Origin of the sequence: Nocardia sp., from assembly GCF_025465275.1 — a bacterium.
In the GTDB taxonomy this organism is placed as follows: Bacteria; Actinomycetota; Actinomycetes; order Mycobacteriales; family Mycobacteriaceae; genus Nocardia.
The window spans coordinates 1-20,294 of sequence record NZ_JAODNK010000093.1 but is presented as its reverse complement, the minus strand read 5'-3'; the positions used below and the strand labels follow the sequence as shown (position 1 = coordinate 20,294).

General features: G+C 67.3%; 15 protein-coding genes. 6 read left to right on the top strand and 9 right to left on the bottom strand.

Annotation, left to right across the window (positions count from 1 at the left end; genetic code table 11):
• Positions 1 to 1,793, bottom strand: a 1,793-nt coding sequence (ftsH, locus tag JWN03_RS22595) for an ATP-dependent zinc metalloprotease FtsH (protein WP_297618432.1), incomplete at its 3' end; no start/stop codon positions are given.
• A 305-nt stretch (positions 1,794 to 2,098) separates the two neighbouring features.
• Here ftsH and JWN03_RS22590 point away from each other — a divergent pair.
• A complete protein-coding gene (locus tag JWN03_RS22590; protein ID WP_297618430.1) occupies positions 2,099 to 3,028 on the top strand; it encodes a hypothetical protein in 930 nt (309 codons plus the stop codon).
• Between the two features lie 63 nt (positions 3,029 to 3,091).
• Here the strand turns inward: JWN03_RS22590 and JWN03_RS22585 are convergent, their stop codons facing one another.
• Entirely contained in the window at positions 3,092 to 3,961 is an 870-nt protein-coding gene (locus JWN03_RS22585) for a DUF1266 domain-containing protein (protein ID WP_297618427.1), read from the bottom strand.
• Positions 3,962 to 4,279: 318 nt separating this feature from the next.
• Between JWN03_RS22585 and JWN03_RS22580 the strand changes: the two genes are divergently transcribed.
• Complete coding sequence (locus JWN03_RS22580; protein WP_297618425.1) at positions 4,280 to 4,555, top strand: DUF2277 domain-containing protein; 276 nt, start codon at positions 4,280 to 4,282, stop codon at positions 4,553 to 4,555.
• 4 nt (positions 4,556 to 4,559) lie between these two features.
• On the opposite strand, the gene JWN03_RS22575 is transcribed toward JWN03_RS22580, so the two are convergent.
• Complete coding sequence (locus tag JWN03_RS22575) at positions 4,560 to 5,804, bottom strand: PucR family transcriptional regulator (protein WP_297618422.1); 1,245 nt, start codon at positions 5,802 to 5,804, stop codon at positions 4,560 to 4,562.
• 174 nt (positions 5,805 to 5,978) lie between these two features.
• Here JWN03_RS22575 and JWN03_RS22570 point away from each other — a divergent pair, with 174 nt between their 5' ends.
• Together JWN03_RS22570 and JWN03_RS22565 are read left to right on the top strand one after the other, a co-directional pair.
• Positions 5,979 to 7,628 carry an aldehyde dehydrogenase family protein gene (locus tag JWN03_RS22570; RefSeq protein ID WP_297618419.1) on the top strand — a complete coding sequence of 550 codons (1,650 nt, stop codon included), beginning with the start codon at positions 5,979 to 5,981 and terminating at the stop codon, positions 7,626 to 7,628.
• On the top strand, positions 7,625 to 8,464 hold the full coding sequence (locus tag JWN03_RS22565; protein ID WP_297618416.1) for an SDR family oxidoreductase: 840 nt from the start codon (positions 7,625 to 7,627) through the stop codon (positions 8,462 to 8,464). The genes JWN03_RS22570 and JWN03_RS22565 overlap by 4 nt, the downstream gene beginning before the upstream one ends.
• A gap of 69 nt (positions 8,465 to 8,533) precedes the next feature.
• Here JWN03_RS22565 and JWN03_RS22560 read toward each other — a convergent pair whose 3' ends face one another.
• Positions 8,534 to 9,940, bottom strand: a complete 1,407-nt coding sequence (locus JWN03_RS22560) for a TerD family protein (RefSeq protein WP_297618413.1) — start codon at positions 9,938 to 9,940, stop codon at positions 8,534 to 8,536.
• A 51-nt stretch (positions 9,941 to 9,991) separates the two neighbouring features.
• Between JWN03_RS22560 and JWN03_RS22555 the strand changes: the two genes are divergently transcribed.
• Positions 9,992 to 10,864: a PfkB family carbohydrate kinase gene (locus JWN03_RS22555; protein WP_297618410.1), complete on the top strand. Its 873-nt coding sequence runs from the start codon at positions 9,992 to 9,994 to the stop codon at positions 10,862 to 10,864.
• Here JWN03_RS22555 and JWN03_RS22550 read toward each other — a convergent pair.
• The 3 genes from JWN03_RS22550 to JWN03_RS22540 are packed head-to-tail and all read right to left on the bottom strand — an operon-like array spanning position 10,861 to position 16,686.
• Positions 10,861 to 11,544, bottom strand: a complete 684-nt coding sequence (locus JWN03_RS22550; protein ID WP_297618407.1) for a nucleoside/nucleotide kinase family protein — start codon at positions 11,542 to 11,544, stop codon at positions 10,861 to 10,863. The two genes, JWN03_RS22555 and JWN03_RS22550, sit on opposite strands and share 4 nt — an antisense overlap.
• A 19-nt stretch (positions 11,545 to 11,563) precedes the next feature.
• On the bottom strand, positions 11,564 to 14,008 hold the full coding sequence (locus tag JWN03_RS22545; protein WP_297618404.1) for a protein kinase domain-containing protein: 2,445 nt from the start codon (positions 14,006 to 14,008) through the stop codon (positions 11,564 to 11,566).
• Positions 14,005 to 16,686 (bottom strand): serine/threonine-protein kinase, encoded by a 2,682-nt coding sequence (locus JWN03_RS22540; protein ID WP_297618401.1) that lies wholly within the window; start codon positions 16,684 to 16,686, stop codon positions 14,005 to 14,007. Before JWN03_RS22540 ends, JWN03_RS22545 begins: the two co-directional genes overlap by 4 nt.
• A 488-nt stretch (positions 16,687 to 17,174) precedes the next feature.
• On the opposite strand from JWN03_RS22540, the gene JWN03_RS22535 reads away from it, so the two are divergent.
• Positions 17,175 to 18,446, top strand: a complete 1,272-nt coding sequence (locus JWN03_RS22535; RefSeq protein ID WP_441343040.1) for an amidase — start codon at positions 17,175 to 17,177, stop codon at positions 18,444 to 18,446.
• Positions 18,447 to 18,623: 177 nt separating this feature from the next.
• On the opposite strand, the gene JWN03_RS22530 is transcribed toward JWN03_RS22535, so the two are convergent.
• A complete protein-coding gene (locus tag JWN03_RS22530) occupies positions 18,624 to 19,511 on the bottom strand; it encodes a LysR family transcriptional regulator (protein ID WP_297618396.1) in 888 nt (295 codons plus the stop codon).
• 375 nt (positions 19,512 to 19,886) lie between these two features.
• On the bottom strand, positions 19,887 to 20,294 hold a 408-nt coding region (gene hpt / locus JWN03_RS22525), incomplete at its 5' end, for a hypoxanthine phosphoribosyltransferase (protein WP_297618393.1).

Here is a 20,294-nt window from a genome sequence, read left to right as displayed (position 1 = left end):
AACGTCTCTCGTTCCAGCAGCGCGGTGGCCAAGTCGTCGAGCACGTCGCGGTACTCATTGAGGATCGCCCATGCCTCGGTGTGCGCGGCCTCGATGAGGTTGCGCACCTCCTCGTCGATCTCGCGGGCCACCTCGTGCGAGTAGTCCGGCGCGGTGCCCATCGAGCGGCCCAGGAACGGGTCGCCCTGCTCCTGGCCGTAGCGGACCGCACCCAGGCGGGCGCTCATGCCGTACTCGGTGACCATGGCGCGCGCGATCTTGGTGGCCTGGTCGATATCGGACGAGGCGCCGGTGGTCGGCTCGTGGAACACCAGTTCCTCGGCCGCGCGACCACCCATGGCGAAGACCAGGCGGGCGATCATCTCCGACCGCGTCATCAGGCCCTTGTCGTCCTCGGGCACCGTCATGGCGTGGCCGCCGGTGCGACCGCGGGCCAGGATGGTGACCTTGTAGACCGGCTCGATATCGGGCATCGCCCACGCGGCCAGGGTGTGCCCGGCCTCGTGGTAGGCGGTGATCTTCTTCTCGTGCTCACTGATGATGCGCGACTTGCGGCGCGGGCCGCCGACCACGCGATCGACCGACTCTTCCAGGGCCGCACCGTTGATCACGCTGCCGTGCTCACGCGCGGTGAGCAGGGCGGCCTCGTTGATCACGTTGGCCAGGTCCGCGCCGGACATGCCGACGGTGCGCTTGGCCAGACCCTCCAGGTCGGCATCGGGCGAGATCGGCTTGCCCTGCGAATGCACCCGCAGGATCTCGCGGCGACCCGCCAGGTCCGGATTGCTCACCGGGATCTGCCGGTCGAACCGGCCCGGGCGCAGCAGCGCCGGATCCAGGATGTCCGGGCGGTTGGTGGCCGCGATGATGATGACGCCCGTGCGCTCACCGAAGCCGTCCATCTCCACCAGCAGCTGGTTCAGCGTCTGCTCACGCTCGTCGTGGCCACCGCCGAGGCCGGCGCCGCGCTGGCGGCCGACCGCGTCGATCTCGTCGACGAAAATGATGCAGGGGGCGTTCTGCTTGGCCTGCTCGAAGAGGTCGCGCACTCGGGAAGCACCGACACCGACGAACATTTCGACGAAGTCGGAACCTGAGATGGTGAAGAACGGGACACCGGCCTCACCCGCGACCGCACGGGCCAACAGGGTCTTACCGGTGCCGGGCGGGCCGTACAGCAGCACGCCCTTCGGGATTTTTGCGCCGAGGGCCTGGTAGCGGGCCGGCTGTTGGAGGAAGTCCTTGATCTCGTAGAGCTCTTCGACAGCCTCGTCGGCGCCCGCGACATCACCGAAGGTGGTCTTGGGCATATCTTTCGACAGCTGTTTGGCCTTCGATTTACCGAAGCCCATCATCCCGCCGCGGCCACCGCCTTGCATGCGGGACATCACGAAGATGAACAGACCCAGCAAAATCACCATGGGCAGCATGAACAGGAGAATCTGGCTCAGCCAGGAATCCTGTTTGACGGAAGTGTTGACCTTCGCACCCGAATTCTGCGCGGCTTGGAAGACCTGCTGAGAGACCTCACCGCCGCCCGGATACTTCGCGATGATCTTCTTGTCGCCACCGGTGGCATCATTGCCGTTCTTCAGCGTGATGCGCAGCTGCTGCTCTTTATCGTCGATCTGAACCGAGTCGACGTTGGACTTATCTTGAAGCTGAGAGAGCGCCACCGACGTGTCGACGCTCTTCCAGCCGCGCGTGTCGTTGCTGAAGTAGCTGACCAGGTAGATCACGAGCAAGAAGCCCGCGACTATGGCCAGGTTGCGGAACACAGTCTTGCGGTTCATAGAGCGTCGGCCGACGGCCAGTCCTTTCCGGGGGGTGTATCCGGTTTGCCTGCGATGCGTTCGTGGCGCGCCCGTTCCGACGAACGGATGCGGACATGCCACGTTACCGCGTACGGTCTAGTCGATACATCGCGCAGTTCGCCAGCTAGTGCAGTTCAACAGGTAAACGGCTAAAGAACGCAGGTGGTTCCCCGACCAACTGCGGCAACACGTCGGGTCGATCACCCCCTGGTGTCGGACCGAGTGGTCACAATGATGGCATGGTCGGCTAATCGTGAGCGACGACACAACAGAGCGCAGGGGGTATGGACATAGTCGAGCTACGGACACCCACAGCGATTGTGCGGCACGGCAACGGGCGACTGACGGTGCTGCGCCCCGGAACGGACGGCGAGCGCGTACTCGACGTCCCGGTCGCCGAACTCCTCAAGGTGCGGTTGAACCGCCGCGCGGACGATGCGGTCGTGATCGAGATCTACCTCCGCTATCCCACCCCCGTTCTCACCGGCGTGCCGGCCGACCGGACGCCGCTGCCGGTACTCATCGCCGAGCACGATGTGCCTGCCGCCACCGTCATCGTGCAGCGCATCAACAATCAGATCCTGGGCACGCAGCGCCTCGATGTGGCCTCCCCCGATCTGACTCCGCCCACACCGTCCTGGGGTCGCGGCGGTCCCACCCGCGCCGATGTGGATCGTGCGGTGCGGCGCATGGCGCCCAAGCGGGATGCCAAGACGGCGATCGCCGCCCTGCACCGCTACGTCACCCCCGACGAGTTCGTGCTGGAATCCGCGATCGTCAATGCGCAGCCGCCCGCGGCGAAAGGCGCCGGGCTGCTTGCCATCACCACCACCCGGCTGATTTTCGTCTCGCTCGGTGCGAGCAAGCGTTTCGCGCACGAGCTACCCATCGCGGCCCTGCTGTGGGCACGCAGTACGGACGAATCGTCCACCACCGTGGCAGTGCCGGGCGAGATCGGCGTCGAGGTCAATGACGGCAATCTGACCTGGCATTTCACTGCCGCGGATCGGGCCGATATCGAACGGGTCACCGGTGCGCTGAATTTCGCGATCCAGCGGGAATCCGCAGACGGGGCAGCCGGTCCCGCCGATCCCGGTGTGCAGAAGCTTTATTCGGAGTGGGAACTGCTGGTGGAACGGCATTCCCTCGCCATGGTCGACGATGCGCAATTCCAGCGCTACGGGCGCGGAATTCTCCGGTCCCTGCCGGATTGAGCTCAGGGCCAAAGGAATTCGGCCCCTCCCGACCCGCCGGATGGCGGGTCGGTTCGATGCGGTCTAGTCCTCCGGTTCCGGCACTTCTTCGGCCTGCAGTTCGATGCGGCGCCAGGGACTGGTCGGGCGCATCCAGAGGCGCAGTAGTTCCATGCGGCGGTCCACTCCACCGGATTTGAGTTCGGCGAGGTCTTCGCACGCCTGCCAGTAGGTCCAGCCGGCGAGGTAGGCATCACCGAATTGCCGCCAGTTGCGGTATTTGCGCTGCGCCAGCGGCAGGGCGCGCATGAGGTAGTCCCACGCGACATCCGCTTCCAGATAGCCGGCCGTGTAGGCCATGCGGCTGACGGCGACCACGCGGGCGAGGTCCCATGCCTGGATATCGGTGGGCAGCGGGCGGACCAGATGTTCGGTAAGGCCGAGTTTGATGGCCTGGGACCAGATGTCGTAGTCGCGGACCAGGGCTTCCGGATTCTCCATCCCGCGGAACGAGCCGACCTGACGCAGGAAGGCGCGGTGCCGGTCGGCGCGCTCGCCGAAGCGGTCGCGCTCGGGGGAATTGATGCCGGCCATGACGAGTGGATGCACCAGCGAGTAGAGCGGCGAATGCATGCCCTCCAGCAGTTGCTCCATGGATGCCCGGGCCTCGGTGCCGTCGGTGATACCCCAGGCGCCGGTGAGGGTGTCGATGGCGAGTTCCCGGCGGTCACCGAGTGGATGTTCGCGTTCGGGGCCGAGTAGCAGGGCATCGTGGAAGGCATCCCAGCGGGCGGAGTAGAAACCGCCCAGTGCCAGAGCGCGCAATTCGTCGTCGGAGACCTGCGCGCCCGACCAGTGGTCGTCCTCGCGCTGGTCGAGCTCCGGGTAGGGGAAGGTCGTCAGCGTGGGCACGTCGCGGGCGGGCATACCTCGATTGTGTCTCAGCGCGGTCATATTTGCCTCCGCTTCGCTCCGGCGGGTGCTGTGTCTAATTTGCCTCCGCTTCGCTCCGGGCGGGTGCTGTGTCTAATTTGCCCTCCGCTTCGCTCCGGGCGGGTTCGCGGCCCTGTTACCCCGTTCTTCCCTCCCTCCGCTCCTCCGCTTCGCTCCCCCGCTCCACTCAGTCCAGAACGGGGCGGGCCGCGAACTTGGTGTGGATGTGGTTCGGGTGCTTCGGTCTTTCGCTGCGCTCAGTAGGGGGCGGAGTGCGAACTTTGGCGGGGCTGAATTCTTGCCCTGTCATGCAATGGAATCCGGACTACTCTCTGGGCCATGTGTAGAAATATCACCATCCTGCGTGGGCTGGAGCCAGCCGCTACCGAGCAGGAAATCTACGCGGCGGCGCAGCAATTCGTGCGCAAGGTCAGTGGGGTCTCGGGTTTGACCACGGCGACGAAACCAGCGGTCGACAAGGCGGTGGAGGCCATTGCGGCAGCCACCACCCAGTTGCTGGCGGAGTTGCCCGATCGCCGGGTGCCGCCGCAGAGCGAGCCGCCGCTGCGCCGCATCGCCGCCCGGGACGCCGCCCTCGACGAGGATGCGAGTTAGCCCGCTAGACGCCGTAGACGGCAACGCAGTCGAGCGCGATTTCCAGGCGCGGGCCGCGTTGGTCGAGCGAGCGCGGCCCGAGTAGTTCCTCTATGCGCTGAATTCGGTAGCGCACGGTGTTCTTGTGCACGCCCAGTATTTTCGCGGCAGCATCCGGACTGCGCCGCGCCCGCAAATAGGCGTGCAGAGTTTCGCGTAGGCGTGCGGAATGCAGGTCGGGCGCCGCGAGCGCGCCCAGTTCCCGTTCGATGAGCGCCCGCATCGCCGGTTCGTCGGTTCCGGCCAGATAGGCCACTTCTATTTCCGGATAGTGCAGCACGCGCGGCAGCGCGGGCCGGGCGCGTTCGGCGACCTGCCGGGTCGCGATCGCCTCGCGATGGCTGCGGCGAAATCCGGTCACCTGCGCCGCCGGTACTCCGACCGCCACCCGCACCGGCGATTCGACGGGCCAGGTGGCCAGTGCGGGGTCCGGGAGGTCGTCGTCCAGGCCGATCCACGCCCAGAGCGCGGCGGCCCCGGAGGGGACCGTGAGGACGCTGCCATTGCCCAGCGCGGTCGCGCACCGGGTCGCGACCCGGTCCAGCAGGCCCGCGACATCGTCACCGCCGTCGGGCGGGGCCAGGCCGGGCCCCTCCTCGGTCCACAGCACCAGGGCGAGATGCCGTTGCGCGAGCCGGTATCCGAGCCGGGCCGACGCGACTTCGACATCGAGGTCGCCGCCGTCCAGCAGGGCGCGCACGATTTCGGCGCGCTGGTTGAGGGCGGCGCGCAGTCCGCTCTCCCGCTCCTGCATGTAGGTGTCGGTGAGCGTTTCCACCGAGGTGCTGATCCAGCGCGTGGACCGGTCGAAAAGCCTTAGCAGCACGTCTCTTTCGATATCGCGGGGCAGTTGGCCCTGCCCGACGACCTCGGCCATGTATTCGAGCAGGGCCTCCTGGCCGACGTGGTAGACACGCAGCAGGAAGCGCACATCGTGACCGCGGCGGGCGATGGTGCGGGCGAAGGCGTGCGCCTGTTCCGGGACCGGATAGTCGAAGCGGTCCTGGGTGAGCCCGCTGAGTACTTCGAAGGCGTGGGCGCGGGTGCTGGCGGCGAGATCGCGGCGCATATCCCGGTCGCGCAGTTCCGGAATGCGGGCGATGATGGCATTGTCGAGGCGGGTGATGACCTGTTCGAGGGTCTCGGTGCGCAGGGTTTCGGCGACGAAGTCGGCGATCCACTGCCGGGTGACCGGGCTGGTCTCCGCCATAACCACGAGTGGACCTCCAGATTTGTGCTCAAAGTACAAAACCGCACGGAATCCTTGACTCCCCGTGCCAAGAATGTGCTGCCGAAATTGTGTCACGATCATAGTTCAGTGAGTTGTCGCACAGTTCACAGAGCCGATCCGGTTCGCAATGCAGCGCACGTGGGAGAGCACATCGTGACCAATACCGAACCCGCCGAGGCGGGCACCGTCCGCAAGACCGCGGCGCGTAAGCCCGCCGGTACCAAGACCGCGCCGAAACCGGCCGCCACGGCGGCTCCGCAGCCGGCCGCGCCGACCGAGTTCGAGGTCCGCAATCCCGCGACCGGTGAGCTCGCGGGCACGGTGCCGATCGATTCGGCCGAGACGGTTGCCGAGCAGGTCGCGCAGCTGCGCCTGCATCAGCCGGAGTGGGAGGCCATCGGCCCCGACGGCCGCAAGGAGTGGCTGCTGAAGCTGCAGGACTGGCTGGTCGACAACACCGACAAGCTCGCCGACGTACTGCAGTCCGAGACCGGTAAGGCGCGTATCGACGCTCTCATCGACCCGGCCTTCTCCATCGACCTCACCGGCTACTACGCCCGCCGGGCCGCGAAATTCCTTGCGGACGAACATCCTTCACCGCACAGCCCGCTCGCTCGGGTGAAGTCGCTGACCCGGGTATTCCGGCCGTATCAGGTCGTCGGTGTCATCACGCCGTGGAACTTCCCGCTGGCCATGCCGGTCATCGATGTGATTCCGGCGCTGGCCGCCGGCGCCGCCGTCATTCTGAAACCCTCTGAGGTGACCCCGCTTTCGGCGCTCGAGCTGGCGCGTGGCTGGCGTGAGATCGGTGCGCCGCCGGTGCTCACGGTGGTCACCGGCGCGGGCGAGACGGGTGCAGCCGTGGTCGGCAGTGTCGACTACGTGCAGTTCACCGGCTCTACGCCGACCGGTCGCAAGATCGCCGCGGCCTGCACCGAGCGCATGATCCCGTACAGCCTCGAGCTGGGCGGTAAGGATCCGGCCATTGTGCTCGCCGACGCCGATCTGGATCGGGCCGCGCACGGTATCGCCTTCGGCGGTCTGTTCAATGCCGGCCAGGTATGCATTTCGGTGGAGCGGGTGTACGTCGAAGCCCCGGTCTACGACGAATTCCTGAAAAAGCTGACCGCCGCCGTCAAGGAGGTCCGCCAGGGTGTCGACGGCCGGGAACCCAAGTACGACATGGGCGCGCTGGCCAACGAGGCGCAGGCGAATATCGTGCAGCGACATGTCGAGGACGCCGTGAAGCAGGGTGCGCGGCTGCTCACCGGCGGTAAGCGCACCGGTGTCGGCACGCTGTTCGAGCCGACCGTGCTGGCCGATGTCGATCACTCCATGACCTGTATGACCGAGGAGACCTTCGGCCCGACGATTCCGGTCATGAAGGTCGCCGACGAGGCGGAAGCCATTCGGCTGGCCAATGATTCGATCTTCGGTCTCTCCGCCTCGGTGTGGAGCGGTGACAAGGATCGCGCGGAACGCATTGCGCGCCAGCTGAATGCGGGCGCGGTGAACATCAACGACGTGTTCTCCAATATGTTCAGCTTCGCGCTGCCCATGGGCGGCTGGGGGCTGTCCGGTGTGGGTGCGCGCTGGGGCGGTGCGAACGGCGTGCGCAAGTACTGCCGTCAGCAGGCGATCACCAAGCCGATCCTGCCCACGCAGACCAAAGAGCTGCTGTGGTTCCCGTATTCGCCGACCAAGCTGGCGTTCTCGCTGGCGGCCATGCGGGCCGCGGGTGCGCGCGGGCTGCGCCGGTTGAGCGTGCAGGCGGTTTTCGACACCGTGAAGGGGACCAAGTGACCGACTTCAGTAGTATCACCGGCAAGGTCGTGGTGATCACCGGCGGTGCGCGCGGCATCGGCCTGGCCACCGGCAAGGCGCTGCAGGCGCTGGGCGCGAAGATCGCCATCGGCGATATCGACGAGGTCAGCGTCAAAGAGTCCGGTGCGGCACAGGGTTTCGAGGTGTACGGCCGTCTCGATGTCACCGATCAGCAGTCGTTCGAGGCGTTCCTCGATGATGTCGAGAAGCGGCTCGGGCCGATCGATGTGCTCATCAACAATGCCGGGATCATGCCGACCGGGCGGGTGGTGGACGAATCCGATCAGATCACCCGGCGCATTCTCGATATCAATGTGTACGGCGTGATTCTCGGTTCCAAGCTGGCGCTGGCGCGCATGCTGCCGCGTGGGCGCGGGCATGTCATCAATATCGCGTCGCTGGCGGGTGAGACCCATATTCCGGGTCTGGCCACCTACAACGCGAGCAAGCACGCGGTGCTGGGCTTCACCGATACGGTGCGGGAGGAGTACCGGGGCACCGGGCTGAACTTCTCCTCGGTGCTGCCGACGCTCACGAATACCGAACTGGGATCGGGTGTTACGGCTCCCAAGCTGCTGCGCCCGGCCGAGCCGGAGGAGATCGCGGACGCGATCGCCAAGCTGATCGTGGAACCGAAGGCCAAGGCGCGCGTGACCGCGGTGGCCGGGATCATCGCCCAGGTGGTCGGGCTGCTGCCGCAGTCGGTCGGCGATGCCATCGGGCGGGCGCTGGGTGCGCAGAACGCGTTCCTCGACGATGTCGATTCCGATGCCCGCAAGGCGTACGAGTCGCGGGTGCGGGACACCGGTAACTGACAGTCACACAGTACGATCGGGCCGCGGACGGGGAAATCCGTTCGCGGCCCGCGTATTTCGCCTACCGAGTCAGTGCACGGTAGCCAGGACGAATCGCTTACCCGGATCGACCATTTTGCTCACCGTCGCGCCGTCGCCGTATTCGCCGAGGGCGGTCATATTCCAGCCCTGTGGGCTCCGGGTGAGCATGCACATGAACAGGCCGGTGCGCGCCTCGCCGCGGGATAATTCGAAACGCACCAGCTCGGCGCCGGAGTTGTCGTCCACCAGTCGGCAGAACGCGCTCTTGATCTCGTCGAATTTCTGGCCGGAGTACGAGTTCACGGTGAATACCAGTGCATAGACGTCGGGCGGTAGCGCGGACAGGTCCACCGAAATCACCTCGTCGTCGCCTTTACCGGCGCCGGTGAGATTGTCGCCCGAATGTCGAATGGCGCCTTTGAATCCCGTGAGTTTCACGAACCAGACCTTGCCGAGATCCTTGGCGCGTTTGTTGTAGGCGACCACGGAGGCGTCCAGGTCGATGGATTTGCCGCGCCGCGCCGGATCCCATCCGAGCGCCATGCGAACCCGCGTCAGTGACGGCGCGCCCTGCTTGGTGAGCGAGACGGTTTCGCTCTTGCTGAGGGAGACCCGGCCCTTGTCCAGGTTCACCGTCGGCTCGCCGAATCTCGGTGGCGCCGTGGGGGCCGGCGGCGGCACACCAGGCGGTGGTGTTGCCATCGGCGGCGGATAGCCCGACGGCGGTTGATAAGACGGCGGCTGTGGATAAGTCGGGGCCTGCGGGTAGGAAACCGGTGGTGGGGACATCGGCTGTGGATAAGTCGCAGGCTGTGGATAAGTCGGCGACTGCCCATATGGCGCAGGCTGCTGGTACACCGGCGGCTGATAAGGCGCCGCCGGACGATAGGGCGGGGAGGCGGTCGGCGGCATCGGCTGCGGGACCATCGGCGGCACGGGTCCGGGCTGCGGGGCGGCCTGCGGGGCGTCGTCGACGGTGATCCCGAAGTCGGTGGCAATGCCCGCGAGTCCATCGGCATAACCCTGACCGACCGCGCGCACCTTCCAAACACCCTGCCGCCGATACAGTTCCACGGCGATCAGGGCGGTTTCGGTGTTCAGGTCGGCCGGGGTGAAGGTGGCCAGGGTGGTGTGGCGCTGCGGGTCGATGAGGGCGATACTCAGCCGCCCGGCAGTGCCCCAGTTGACCGGTCCGGAACCATCCAGGCTGGCGGTGACCACCACTTTCTCGATATCGGCGGGCACCTGGCGGGTCTCGATCCGAATGGTATTGGGCGGTTGCGCGGTGACGCCGGGTCCGTTCGGCTGGTTGTAGAAGATGAAATCGTTGTCGGAGCGGACTTTTCCCGCAGCGGTGAGCAGCAGGGCCGCTACATCCACCGGCGCCGCCGCGGTGACCTCGACGACGACCTCGTCGGTATCGATCGGCGCATTCGCGCCCTTGGTCAATTCCATTGTCTGCCTTACCTCCCCGTTTCCACCACGGTAGCCCCGTATCGTCGGCGAATGGACAACAACGGAGCGGTGTTCGCCGGACTGTCGACGCTGGATCTCGCCTATGCCGTGCAGCGGTATCCGGTCGAGGACAGCAAGACACAGGCCGACGATCTGTTCCTGGGTGCGGGCGGGCCGGCCGCCAATGCGGCGGTGGCGTACGCCTTCCTGTCGGGCCGGGTGCCGACGCTGGTGACGGCGCTGGGCAAACACCCACTGGCGGAACTGATTCGCGGTGATCTGGAGCAGCACGGGGTGGGAATCACCGATCTGACGCCCGATGGTGATCAGCAGCCGCCGGTGTCCTCGATCATTGTCGCCACCGGCGCGGCCACCCGCACCATCGTGTCGCTGGACGGGTCCCGGGTGCACGCGCCGTTCGACAGCACCGGCGCCGAACATCTGCATCAGGCGGCGGTGGTGCTCGTGGACGGTCACTACGCGGAGCCCGCCCTGCGTCTCGCGGCGGCGGCGCGAAGGGCGGGCGTACCGGTCGTGCTCGACGCCGGACGATGGCGGGAGGTACACACCGAACTACTACCGCTGGTGGATATCGCTATCTGTTCAGCCGCCTTCACACCGCCTGGTGTGCGGGCGGATTCGGATGCGGCGGTATTCGACTATCTCCACGCTGTCGGCGTGCCGCAGGTCGCGATCACCCATGGTGCGCAACCGATCATCTACTCGATGCCGGGTGCGCGCGGTGAGATCCCGGTTCCGGCAGCGGAAGCGGTGGATACGCTCGGCGCGGGCGATATCCTGCACGGCGCGTTCTGCCACTTCCACACCGCGGGTGAGCCTTTCCCGCTTGCACTGCGTCATGCGGCGGACGCGGCCACGCTGTCCTGCGGTTGGGTAGGCACGCGCGCTTGGATGCGCCGCTAAACGATGCGGTAGGCCCGGCCGGACTTGCGCAGCACCAGATCGGCGCGGAGGCGGGTGCCTTCGACCAGCCGGGCATTGAGCAGATCGCTCTGCGCGACTTTGGTTTTCGCTGCCTCCGGAGTGCGGCCGCCGCGAATGTGCCTGCGCAGCAGGCGTTGTTCGATGATCGGACGGGGGACGTCCAAATACCAGGTTTCGTCGAGCAGGGGCCGGACGGCGGACCAGCCGGGGCTGATGTCGTCGTCGAGCAGCAGATAGTTGCCCTCGGTGATCACGATGCTCTGCTGGTCGAAAACGACTCCGCCGGGGACGGGTTCGTGGATTTCGCGGCTGTAGGTGGGCCAGGGCACGAGGCTGCCGAGGGGTGCGCTGCGCAGGGTGCGCAGCAGGTCGACATAGGCCCCCGCGTCGAAGGTATCGGGTTCGCCCTTGCGACCCAGCTCCCCGAGTGCGATCAATTGCGCATTGGTGAGGTGAAACCCGTCCATGGGCGCGACTTCGGCGAGTGCGGCGCCCGCGGCCAGATTGAGTTCGTCACGAATCCCACGGGCGAGAGTGGATTTGCCCGCACCGGGTGGTCCGGCGATCCCGAGGACGAATCGGCCGGGATATCCGTCCGCCCGCCGCCGGATACGCGCCGCGAGTTCCGCCAGGGAAGTTTCGACACTGCCGCGGTTCACGGGGGCCAACCTTACGTAATCACGGCGCGCCCCGGGGTATGGCGCGCACCAGTGCCTGCAGGTCCTCTTCCAGCAATCGGAACAGCCGGTAGGAGACCACGAAGGCCAGGATGCCGCCCACGCTCAACCACCGCACGGGCACGATCACCAGTTCCAGATCCAGTGGCGAGACGAAGGTCGCGGTGGCCACGCCGAGCAGGGGCACCGACGCCGCCGCTGCCAGATACACATTGCTACGCCGGGCCAGCGCCGCGAGTTGCCGCCGGTCGGCGGCGCCCACCGCACCGCGCGCCAGCAACTGCGGGTACAGCGAGCGCACCGAATACACCGTGATCAGGAAATACGGATACGCCAAAGCGATAGCCGCACACACCAGTTGCGCCGCGAGGAAGTGCGCGAAGGTGTGCCGCGGCAGCTGCGCCCCGGCGGCCGACAGCGCCAGCGGCCACACCACGCCCGCGATCATCCACGCGGCGAACGGCACCCACACCGACCGCTCCCCGATCAGCAGGGTGTCGGATCGGGCGCGTGCCAGTTCGGCGGCGCTGTACTGGCGGCCGCGCGCCAGCCGGTAGGACACGGTGAGCGGCCGCCGGGCCAGCCAGAAAAGCAGCAGCGCGGCCAGCGGGAAGGCAATGGCATTGTTCACCAGCGCGACCGCTTCGAAGCGGTGCTGGTCCGTTATCGGCATCCGGTCCACGATCAGACTCTGATTGAGCCGGATGTTGTACATACTCGCCAGCGCATTCGGCAGTCCGACGCAGACTGCCGCAATGGGCACCGGCCAGCGACGGGCCCTGACGCGCAGGCTCTTCGGTGGTGGGTCCACCAGATCGCGGGCGCGGGCATCCATGCACAGGTCGAGCTGTCCGGCCAGTTCCGCGCCGTTCTGCCAGCGGCCCGCCGGATCGGGATGCAGGCATTCCAGCAGCACACGCCGCAGTGCGGCCGGAGTGTCCGCGGGCAGTGCGGCGAGCGCGGACTCCGGCACGCCCGCCCGCCGCCGGTCCAGCATGCCGGTCACCACCTCGTGCCCGGACGCCCCGTCCGACGAGGGGTCATCGAATGGTGCTGTGCCGGTGAGCATTTCCCACAGCAGCACGGCGAGCGAATAGATATCGCTACGCGTGTCGGGCAGCGCGGCGGTCGGATCGAGCCGTGCCGCGAGCGCCTCCGGCGACCGCCAGCGCAGCCCGGCCGGATCATCGGCCGTCACGCCCGCGGCCCCCGGCAGCCCGGTATTCCAATACAGCGCCCCGAGCGCGAAATCCGCCAGCTTCGGCACGCCCTCCGCCGTGAAAAGCACATTGCCCGGCCGAATATCGTGATGCAGCACCCCGTGCCGCTCGGCATGATCGAGCGCCTCCGCCAACCGCCGCCCCACCCAGGCCACCGTCTCCGGCCAGCTCAAGGCCGCGATATCCCGCCGCACCCGAGAATCCGCCGGCCGAATCTCCCCTCTGGCCTCCATGGCTGAATCCACCGCCCGCAGCAGCAGCGCACCGCCGAACACCGTCCCCCTGGCAGCCGCGCCGACGCCCCCGTGCGCACGAACGGGAGTGCCTGCCGAATGCGCCTCGCCCGCAGCCTCTCCGGCATCGCCAACGGTCCCGAGCCCGCCGTCGGCCCCGGTGGCCTGGGCAGCTCCGACACGATCGAACCCCTCAGGACTTTCGGAATCCGACCCGGTACCTTCCACGGCTCCGGGCGTCGTCACGGCTACAGGCCTCGTCGGGCCGGAGTGCGCAGCCGCCCGTTGGGCGCGCAGCAGGGTGAGGACGCCTTCGGCGGTGCCGCCGGGGAGGTATTGCATGTACAAGAGGCGCAAGGGTTTTCCGGTGCTGCCGTCGGCGACGAGGCGCTGATCGAAGACGCGGACTATGTAGTGGTGATCGAGTTGGGCGACAGTGGGGGTGTCGCTGTCGCCGCCGGGTTCCACGCGGACGGCGACGAGGCGCTGCATGGAGCGCTGGCGGGCCAGGAACATACGGCTGTGGTCGGCACCGCCCAGATCGGTGAGCAGGTCGAAATCGTCCAGGCTGCGGCCGATTTCGATGCCTTCGGGCAGGGTCGGCGGCGGGGTGGGGGCGGCACTGCCGCCGTCGGCGAAGCGGCGGCGGATCTCGCCGGCCACCTCCGGATATTCGGCGGTGAAGGTATCGACGTCGAGGGACCGGTAGCGGCTGCGGACCAGGTACTCCTCGCACACCAGATCGGCGAAGTCGGGGCTGCCGGTGACTTCGGGAAATTCCGTGCGGTAGTCCGTGATTCGCTTCTCCAGTCCCGCACGCCGCCACCGCTGCCGCATATCGATGCGCACCAGCGCGGTGAGGACGTCGAGCCGCAGTTCCCATCCGTCGGGCACATACCGTGCCAGTCGCGGCGGCTCCTCGCGGTCACCGCGCAGTGTGGACTCCCAGTCGGCGGCGAAACGCGAGACCGCCAGTCCCGGAGACTCGTTCACGATCCGGCACCCGTCGGTTCCCCCGCATGGTGCACCCGATGCCCCGGCGCCACCACGCGTTCCAGCGCTTGCAGATCGGCTTCGAGGGCCCGGAACAGCACGTACACGCCCACGAAGGCCACGATCCCGCCGACGCTGAGCACCCGCACCGCGACGATCACGAGCGGAATGTCGGTGGGCGGAAGGAATGTCACGCCCGCCACCGCCAGCAGCGGCACCGAGGCCGCCACCGCCAGATAGGTGGTGCAGCGGCGGCCCAGCCGGCGCAGCCAGACGGCATCCTCGGCACTGATATCGCCGTGCCGCAGGAATATCGGATAGATGCATCGCACCAGATAGAAGGTGACCAGGAAGAACGGATACGCCACGGCCATGGCCCCGCACACCACGATCGACACCACGAAGTGCACCATGCCGCGGGTCGGTATCTCACCGGTGGCCAGTCGCAATGCAATCGGGAAAGTGGCGCCCGCCAGCACCCACGCAGAGAACACGACGAACGAAATGCGTTCCCCGCACAGCAGTACATCGGCACGGGCCCGCCGCAGCGTCTCCGGGTCGTACACCCGGCCCTTGCGCAGACCTCGCGGCACCGAGATCACATACCGGCACAGGTAGATGATCACCGCGATGCCGATCGGATAGAACAGCGCGTTCACCGTCGCGGTCACGAGCGTGAACGTGTGCTGGGCGTCCGCCGGGAGGCGGTCGATGATCAGCGTGTTGTTGTGCATGATGTTGTACACGGTGGCGATCAGGTTCGGAATCGCGACGGCAATGGTCACCAGCGGAATCAGCCACGGCCGCAGCCGCATCCGCCAACTGCGCGGTGGCGGGTCGACCAGATTGCGGGCGCGTTCGTCCAGGCACATCTCCAGCTGGGCGGCGAGCAGTGCGCCGCTGCTCCAGCGGTCCTCGCGATCGGGAGCGAGGCAGGTGAGCAGGACCCGGCGCAGCGCGGCCGAACAGTCGCCGGGCACCCGTTCCAGCGCTGTGGCATCGACCCCGCCGCGCCGGCGGTCGAGCATGGCTTCCAAGGTGGTGCGGTCGCCGTGATCGCCGGGCCCGGCGGTGGAATCGTCGAATGGTTTTGCGCCGGTGAGCAATTCCCACAGCACCACGCCGAGCGAGAAGATGTCGGCGCGCGTGTCCAGGTCGGCGGCGGCGCGGGCGCGCCCCGGGTGGCAGGCCTCCAACTGTTCCGGCGACATGTAGGACAGCGATCCACCGAAGTAGGCCACCGGGCTGGCATCGTCGAGATTGCGGCTGAAGCTGATATTGAAGTCGGCCAGTTTCGGCACGGCTTCGGCGGAGAGCAGCACATTGGCGGGCTTCACATCGCGGTGCAGCACCCCGTGCCCGTCGGCGTAGTCGAGCGCCTCCGCGAGCCTGCGACCCAGCCAGGCAACGGTTTCCGGCCAATCCAGCCCGGCGAGCTCGGCGCGCACACTGGAGTCGGTGGGCCGGATCTCGCCCTTCTCCTCCATGGCGGCGTCGACGGCATCGAGCAGCAATTGCCCACTGCGTTCGGCGTTCGGGGTGGCGCGCACCCAGCGCAGCACACCGAGCAGAGTGCCGCCGGGCAGGAACTGCATGTACAGCAGCCGCAGCCGGCGCCCGGATTCGGTGCGGATACCGGAGATGATCCGCTGGTCGAACACCCGCACGATGTAGTCGTGGTCGAGCTGCGCGAGGGTCTGCGGTTCGGTTCCGTGATCGGCGGACACCTTCACCGCCACCAGGCGTTGCAGCGACCGCTGCCGCGCCAGGAACACCCGCGCGAACGCCCCACTGCCCAGCTGCGTGAGCAGATCGAAATCGTCTATGCGCTGGCCGATTTCGATGCGGTCGAGCAGCTCCCCGGTTTCGGGTGTGCTGAGACCGCCGTCGGTGACCCGGGTGCCGTCGTCCGGGTGGACGGTCGGCCGCGCGGCATCGGTGTGCTGGGTGAGTTCATCGGGCTCCGGGACCCGCGTGCTGTCGCCGTCGAGCGGGCTCCCGGCGTGCGTGGATTCGCCGAACGCACCTGTCCCCCGGCTGAATTCGTCGAGCGGCCGGCCTATGTAGGTGGATTCGCCGAAAACATCTCCCGCCGCGCCGGTGAGCTCGTCGAGCATCTCCGCCGCCCGGGTGAATTCCTCGGACGGTGCGCCCGCGCGCGTGGACTCGTCGCCGCCCGCCACCGGCGCGGCCCCGGCCGTCGTGGACTCGTCGAGCCCCGCCCGGGTGGATTCCTCCAGCGCCGCCCGCCGCGTGCTCTGGTCCTCATCATCGGCATTGAGCAGTTCCCGCAGCTCGGAAGCCTGATCAGGATATTCGCGCAGGCAATCGCGCGGGTCCACGCGTTCGCCGCTGTGCCGGCGAATGACAAATTCCTCGTACACCAGCCCGGCGGGCAGATCCGCCGGTGTGAGTTCGGGGAATTCCGCGCAATATTCCGTGAGCCGCTTCTGCATCCGATCGGGCGTAGCGCCGGGTCGGCGCAGCCAGCGATGGCGCATATCCACCCGGATCAGGTCCAGCAGCGCGGCGCGGCGCAGGGCGCTGGCGTCGGGCAGGAAATCGGCGATCTCCGGCGGCGCGGCTCCGGCGCCCCAGGCCGCAGTGAAGGCGGCGATCACACTGAATTCCGTTCCGGCCGAGTGACGGCCGGAGCGGTGCTCGGAACCTGAAGCCATGTCCGCATCCCTCTGGCTCGGTACGGATAATAATCCGCCACACCCGACATCATCATCCCCGAGCAATTGCCGGAATGATAACTTGCGGCTGAACAGCGGATCACCCGATTTCGAACTCGAGGCGACGGGGGAACACCAGCATGTACGACGAGGGCACCGCGCTAGCGGGGCTCACCGCGGTGAGCGAGGTAGTGGTGAATACAAACGATAAGACCGATAAGAACACCAGTCCAGAAGCGCAACCGACCACCGACAGCGACACCGGATCGGCCTCCCCCCTCCCCGCCGACCCCCTCTCCCCGGCCTCCGCAGACCGCGATCCTCGAGCCCTCGATTCCCAGGTGCCCGCCGAGTCGAACGCGCCGGCCCTCGCAGAGGCAGATTCGGAAGCGGCCGATATCGCGCCGGACTCCCTCCCCCCGCTCGACACCGCCACCGCGATCGGTATCGCCGCCGCCGTCCAGAACGGTTCGGTGACCGCCGAACAGATGGTCGAGGAAATCCTGGGCCGCATTCGCGCGCAGGATCGGAAACTGAACGCCTTCAGCCTGGTTCGCGACGAAGCCGCCCGCGCCGAGGCGCGCGCGCTGGCCGAGCGCCCGGACCTGGATGTGCTGCCGCTGGCCGGGGTACCGGTCGCGGTGAAGAACAATATCGATGTGCAGGGTGAGGTGACCCGGGCCGGCTCGCTGGCGGGCGCCGATGCGCCCGCCACCGCCGATCATGTGATCGTGCGCCGACTACGGTCGGCCGGCGCGGTCATCGTCGGCCTCACCACGGTTCCCGAATTCGGTCTCTGGGGCGTCACCGATACCCCCGATCGCATTACCCGCAGTCCCTGGAATGCCCGCTTCAGCGCCGGCGGCTCGTCGGGCGGCTCCGGTGCGGCGGTCGGCTCCGGCATGGTCGCCATCGCGCACGGCAATGACGGCCTGGGTTCGGTGCGCATTCCCGCCGCCTGCTGCGGTGTGGTCGGTATGAAGCCGGGCCGCGGCCTGGTACCCGCCGACGTGGGCGTGGATTCGTGGGGCGGCATGACCGAAAACGGGGTGCTGGCAACAACTGTCGCGGATGCGGCGCTCATGCTGTCGGTGCTCGCCGATCGTCCCGCCCTCGCCGAACTGGGCGCACCCAAGACGCTGCGCATCGGCCTGGCCACCGCGCCGCCGACACCGATGTCCCGGGTGGATCGTGCCTGGATCGCCGCCGCCGACCGGGCCGCCTCCGCCGCTTCGCTCGCCGGGCACACCATCGGTGTGGCCGAACTCCCCTATCAGGGTGCGACTTTCGCGCTCGCGCTGCGCTGGCTGGCCAATGCCGCGCGCGAGGCCGTCATCGTCCCGCACCCGGAATTGCTACAGCGCCGCACCCGTACGCATGCGGCGCTGGGCAGGCTGGTGCTGAAATCCGGTTTCCTGCGCCCGGCGCAGGTAGATCGGGTCGAGGCCCGGCTGCTCGACTACTTCGAGCGCTACGACGTGGTCATCACGCCCACGCTCGCGGCGCCGCCGCCCCGGGCCCGCCGCTGGCATTCCCGGCCGTGGCTGGCCAATGTGGCTGCCAGCGTGCGGTTCTCACCGTTCACACCGCTGTGGAATCTGGTCGGCTGGCCCGCCATCTCGGTGCCGATGGGTGTGCACCCGCGCACCGGGACGCCCGTGGCGGCACAGCTGGCGGGCCCGCCGGGCAGTGAGGGCACGCTGCTGGAGTTGGCGGCCCAACTGGAAGCCGCACAACCGTGGCAGCGCACCGCACCCTGACAGCTGCTCCCGCCGCACAGCTCCCTCGTCATCCCGGCATGTCCCTCGTCATCCCGGGAACTTGCATACGAAAGAGGCAGTCCCGCCGGATCCGGCGGGACTGCCTCTTTTCGTTGTTGCCCTCACGGTGGCGGCATTGCCTCCGACTCATTGCCGCCGCCCGTTCGGGCTCGATCTCTACTGCGCGGCGACCGGTTCCCGATCGGCGAAACCGCCTTCGAGCACGCGGGCCGCGAACTCGAGGATGGTCGGTCGATCGTCGTCGGCACGCCAGGCGACGGCGAGTTCACACGGTGCCAGTCCGGAGACGGGTCGTGCGGTCAGGCCGGGCCAGCGGTACATCGGCACATTGTTCTCGGCGAGCAGGCAGACACCGAGTCCGAGGGAGACCGCCTCGAGGCGCTCCTCGGCGGTGGCCGCTTCCGCACCGATCTTGGCCTGGCGACCGCCGCGGGCGTCGGCGCCGAGCCAGAAGTCGCGGGCCGCACCGGCTTCGGCGGGCATCGCGACGAAGGCTTCGTCGGCGAGATCCGCGAATTCGATGGTTTCCTGGTTGGCCAGTGCGTGGTTCTCCGACAGCAGCACCCACCGTGGCTCGGTACGCAGCACCTGCCAGCGATAGCGGCCGGTATCGGGTACGGGCAGCCACATGAGCGCCAGATCCGCCTGGCGGCCTGCCAGGCCACTGGACGGGTCGGTCCAGGACGCGGAGTGCAGGGCGAGCCGATGGCCGCTGGCGCTCTCCAGATCCGTGATCAACCCACGCCCTATGGAGGACTGGATGCCTACGCGCAGCACCTCACCGGCCTCCTGCAGGGCGACGTTGGTGACCTCCCAGAGCTCGAGGATGCGCCGGGCGCCCTCGAGCAGTTCTTTGCCTGCGACAGTCAGTGCCACACTGCGCTGATTGCGGTCGAACAGGACCACGTCGAGCTGACGCTCCAGCTGCCGAATCTGCCGGGACAGCGTCGGCTGTGCAATGTGCAACCGCTGGGCGGCGTTGGTGAAATGCAGTTCCTCAGCGACGGCGACGAAATACCGCAGGTCGCGCAAATGCGGGTCCATAGCCCCTTGCTATCAGAATCGGTCTTGAATTGCCAGCGGTATCCGACCCAAAAGTTTGAATGAGAAGCGGAAAACAGCCGTCAGGTTTGTTACAGACAGCATAGGTCCAGCCCGAAACATTCCGGTAACCGGCACCGCGAACTCCTGGCCATTGCGCCTTGTGGGCGACCCCAGAATCCATACGGACATGTGACCAGCAGTAACATGCACCACGCTACACACCCCCGCCGACCGGCGCGACTCCACCGCCGACACCCAGCAACGACCCTCGGCAAACGTCCGAACGCTAACCTCCGGACCGCAGTGAGTTTCATCACATCAAGGCAAAAGCGAAGATCGATTCGAGACTCCGGAAGCGGCCGCCTCGAAAAATTCCTAGCCCCCGTAGACCTTCGGGTCCAGGGTGCCGATGTAGGGCAGATCGCGGTACCGCTCGGCATAGTCGAGGCCGTACCCGACAACGAACTCGTTCGGGATATCGAAACCGACCGCCATCACATCCACCTGGGTGCGCAGGGCATCGGGCTTGCGCAGCAGCGTCACGACCTCGAGCGAGGCCGGATTACGGCTGGACAGATTGCGCAGCAGCCAGGAGAGCGTGAGACCGGAGTCGATGATGTCCTCGACGATCAGCACATTGCGCCCGGCGATGTCCTTGTCCAGATCCTTCATGATCCGCACCACGCCCGAGGACGAGGTGGAGGACCCGTAGGACGAGACCGCCATGAACTCCATCTGGGTGGGCACGGTCAGCTTCTTGGCCAGATCCGTCATGAAGAAGAT

Coding starts and splice junctions, on each gene's coding strand:
- JWN03_RS22590 (WP_297618430.1), top strand. CDS start 2,099: ATGGACATAGTCGAGCTACGGACACCCACAGCGATTGTGCGGCACGGC.
- JWN03_RS22535 (WP_441343040.1), top strand. CDS start 17,175: ATGGTCGAGGAAATCCTGGGCCGCATTCGCGCGCAGGATCGGAAACTG.
- JWN03_RS22580 (WP_297618425.1), top strand. CDS start 4,280: ATGTGTAGAAATATCACCATCCTGCGTGGGCTGGAGCCAGCCGCTACC.
- JWN03_RS22585 (WP_297618427.1), bottom strand. CDS start 3,961: ATGACCGCGCTGAGACACAATCGAGGTATGCCCGCCCGCGACGTGCCC.
- JWN03_RS22560 (WP_297618413.1), bottom strand. CDS start 9,940: ATGGAATTGACCAAGGGCGCGAATGCGCCGATCGATACCGACGAGGTC.
- JWN03_RS22555 (WP_297618410.1), top strand. CDS start 9,992: ATGGACAACAACGGAGCGGTGTTCGCCGGACTGTCGACGCTGGATCTC.
- JWN03_RS22575 (WP_297618422.1), bottom strand. CDS start 5,804: ATGGCGGAGACCAGCCCGGTCACCCGGCAGTGGATCGCCGACTTCGTC.
- JWN03_RS22540 (WP_297618401.1), bottom strand. CDS start 16,686: ATGGCTTCAGGTTCCGAGCACCGCTCCGGCCGTCACTCGGCCGGAACG.
- JWN03_RS22530 (WP_297618396.1), bottom strand. CDS start 19,511: ATGGACCCGCATTTGCGCGACCTGCGGTATTTCGTCGCCGTCGCTGAG.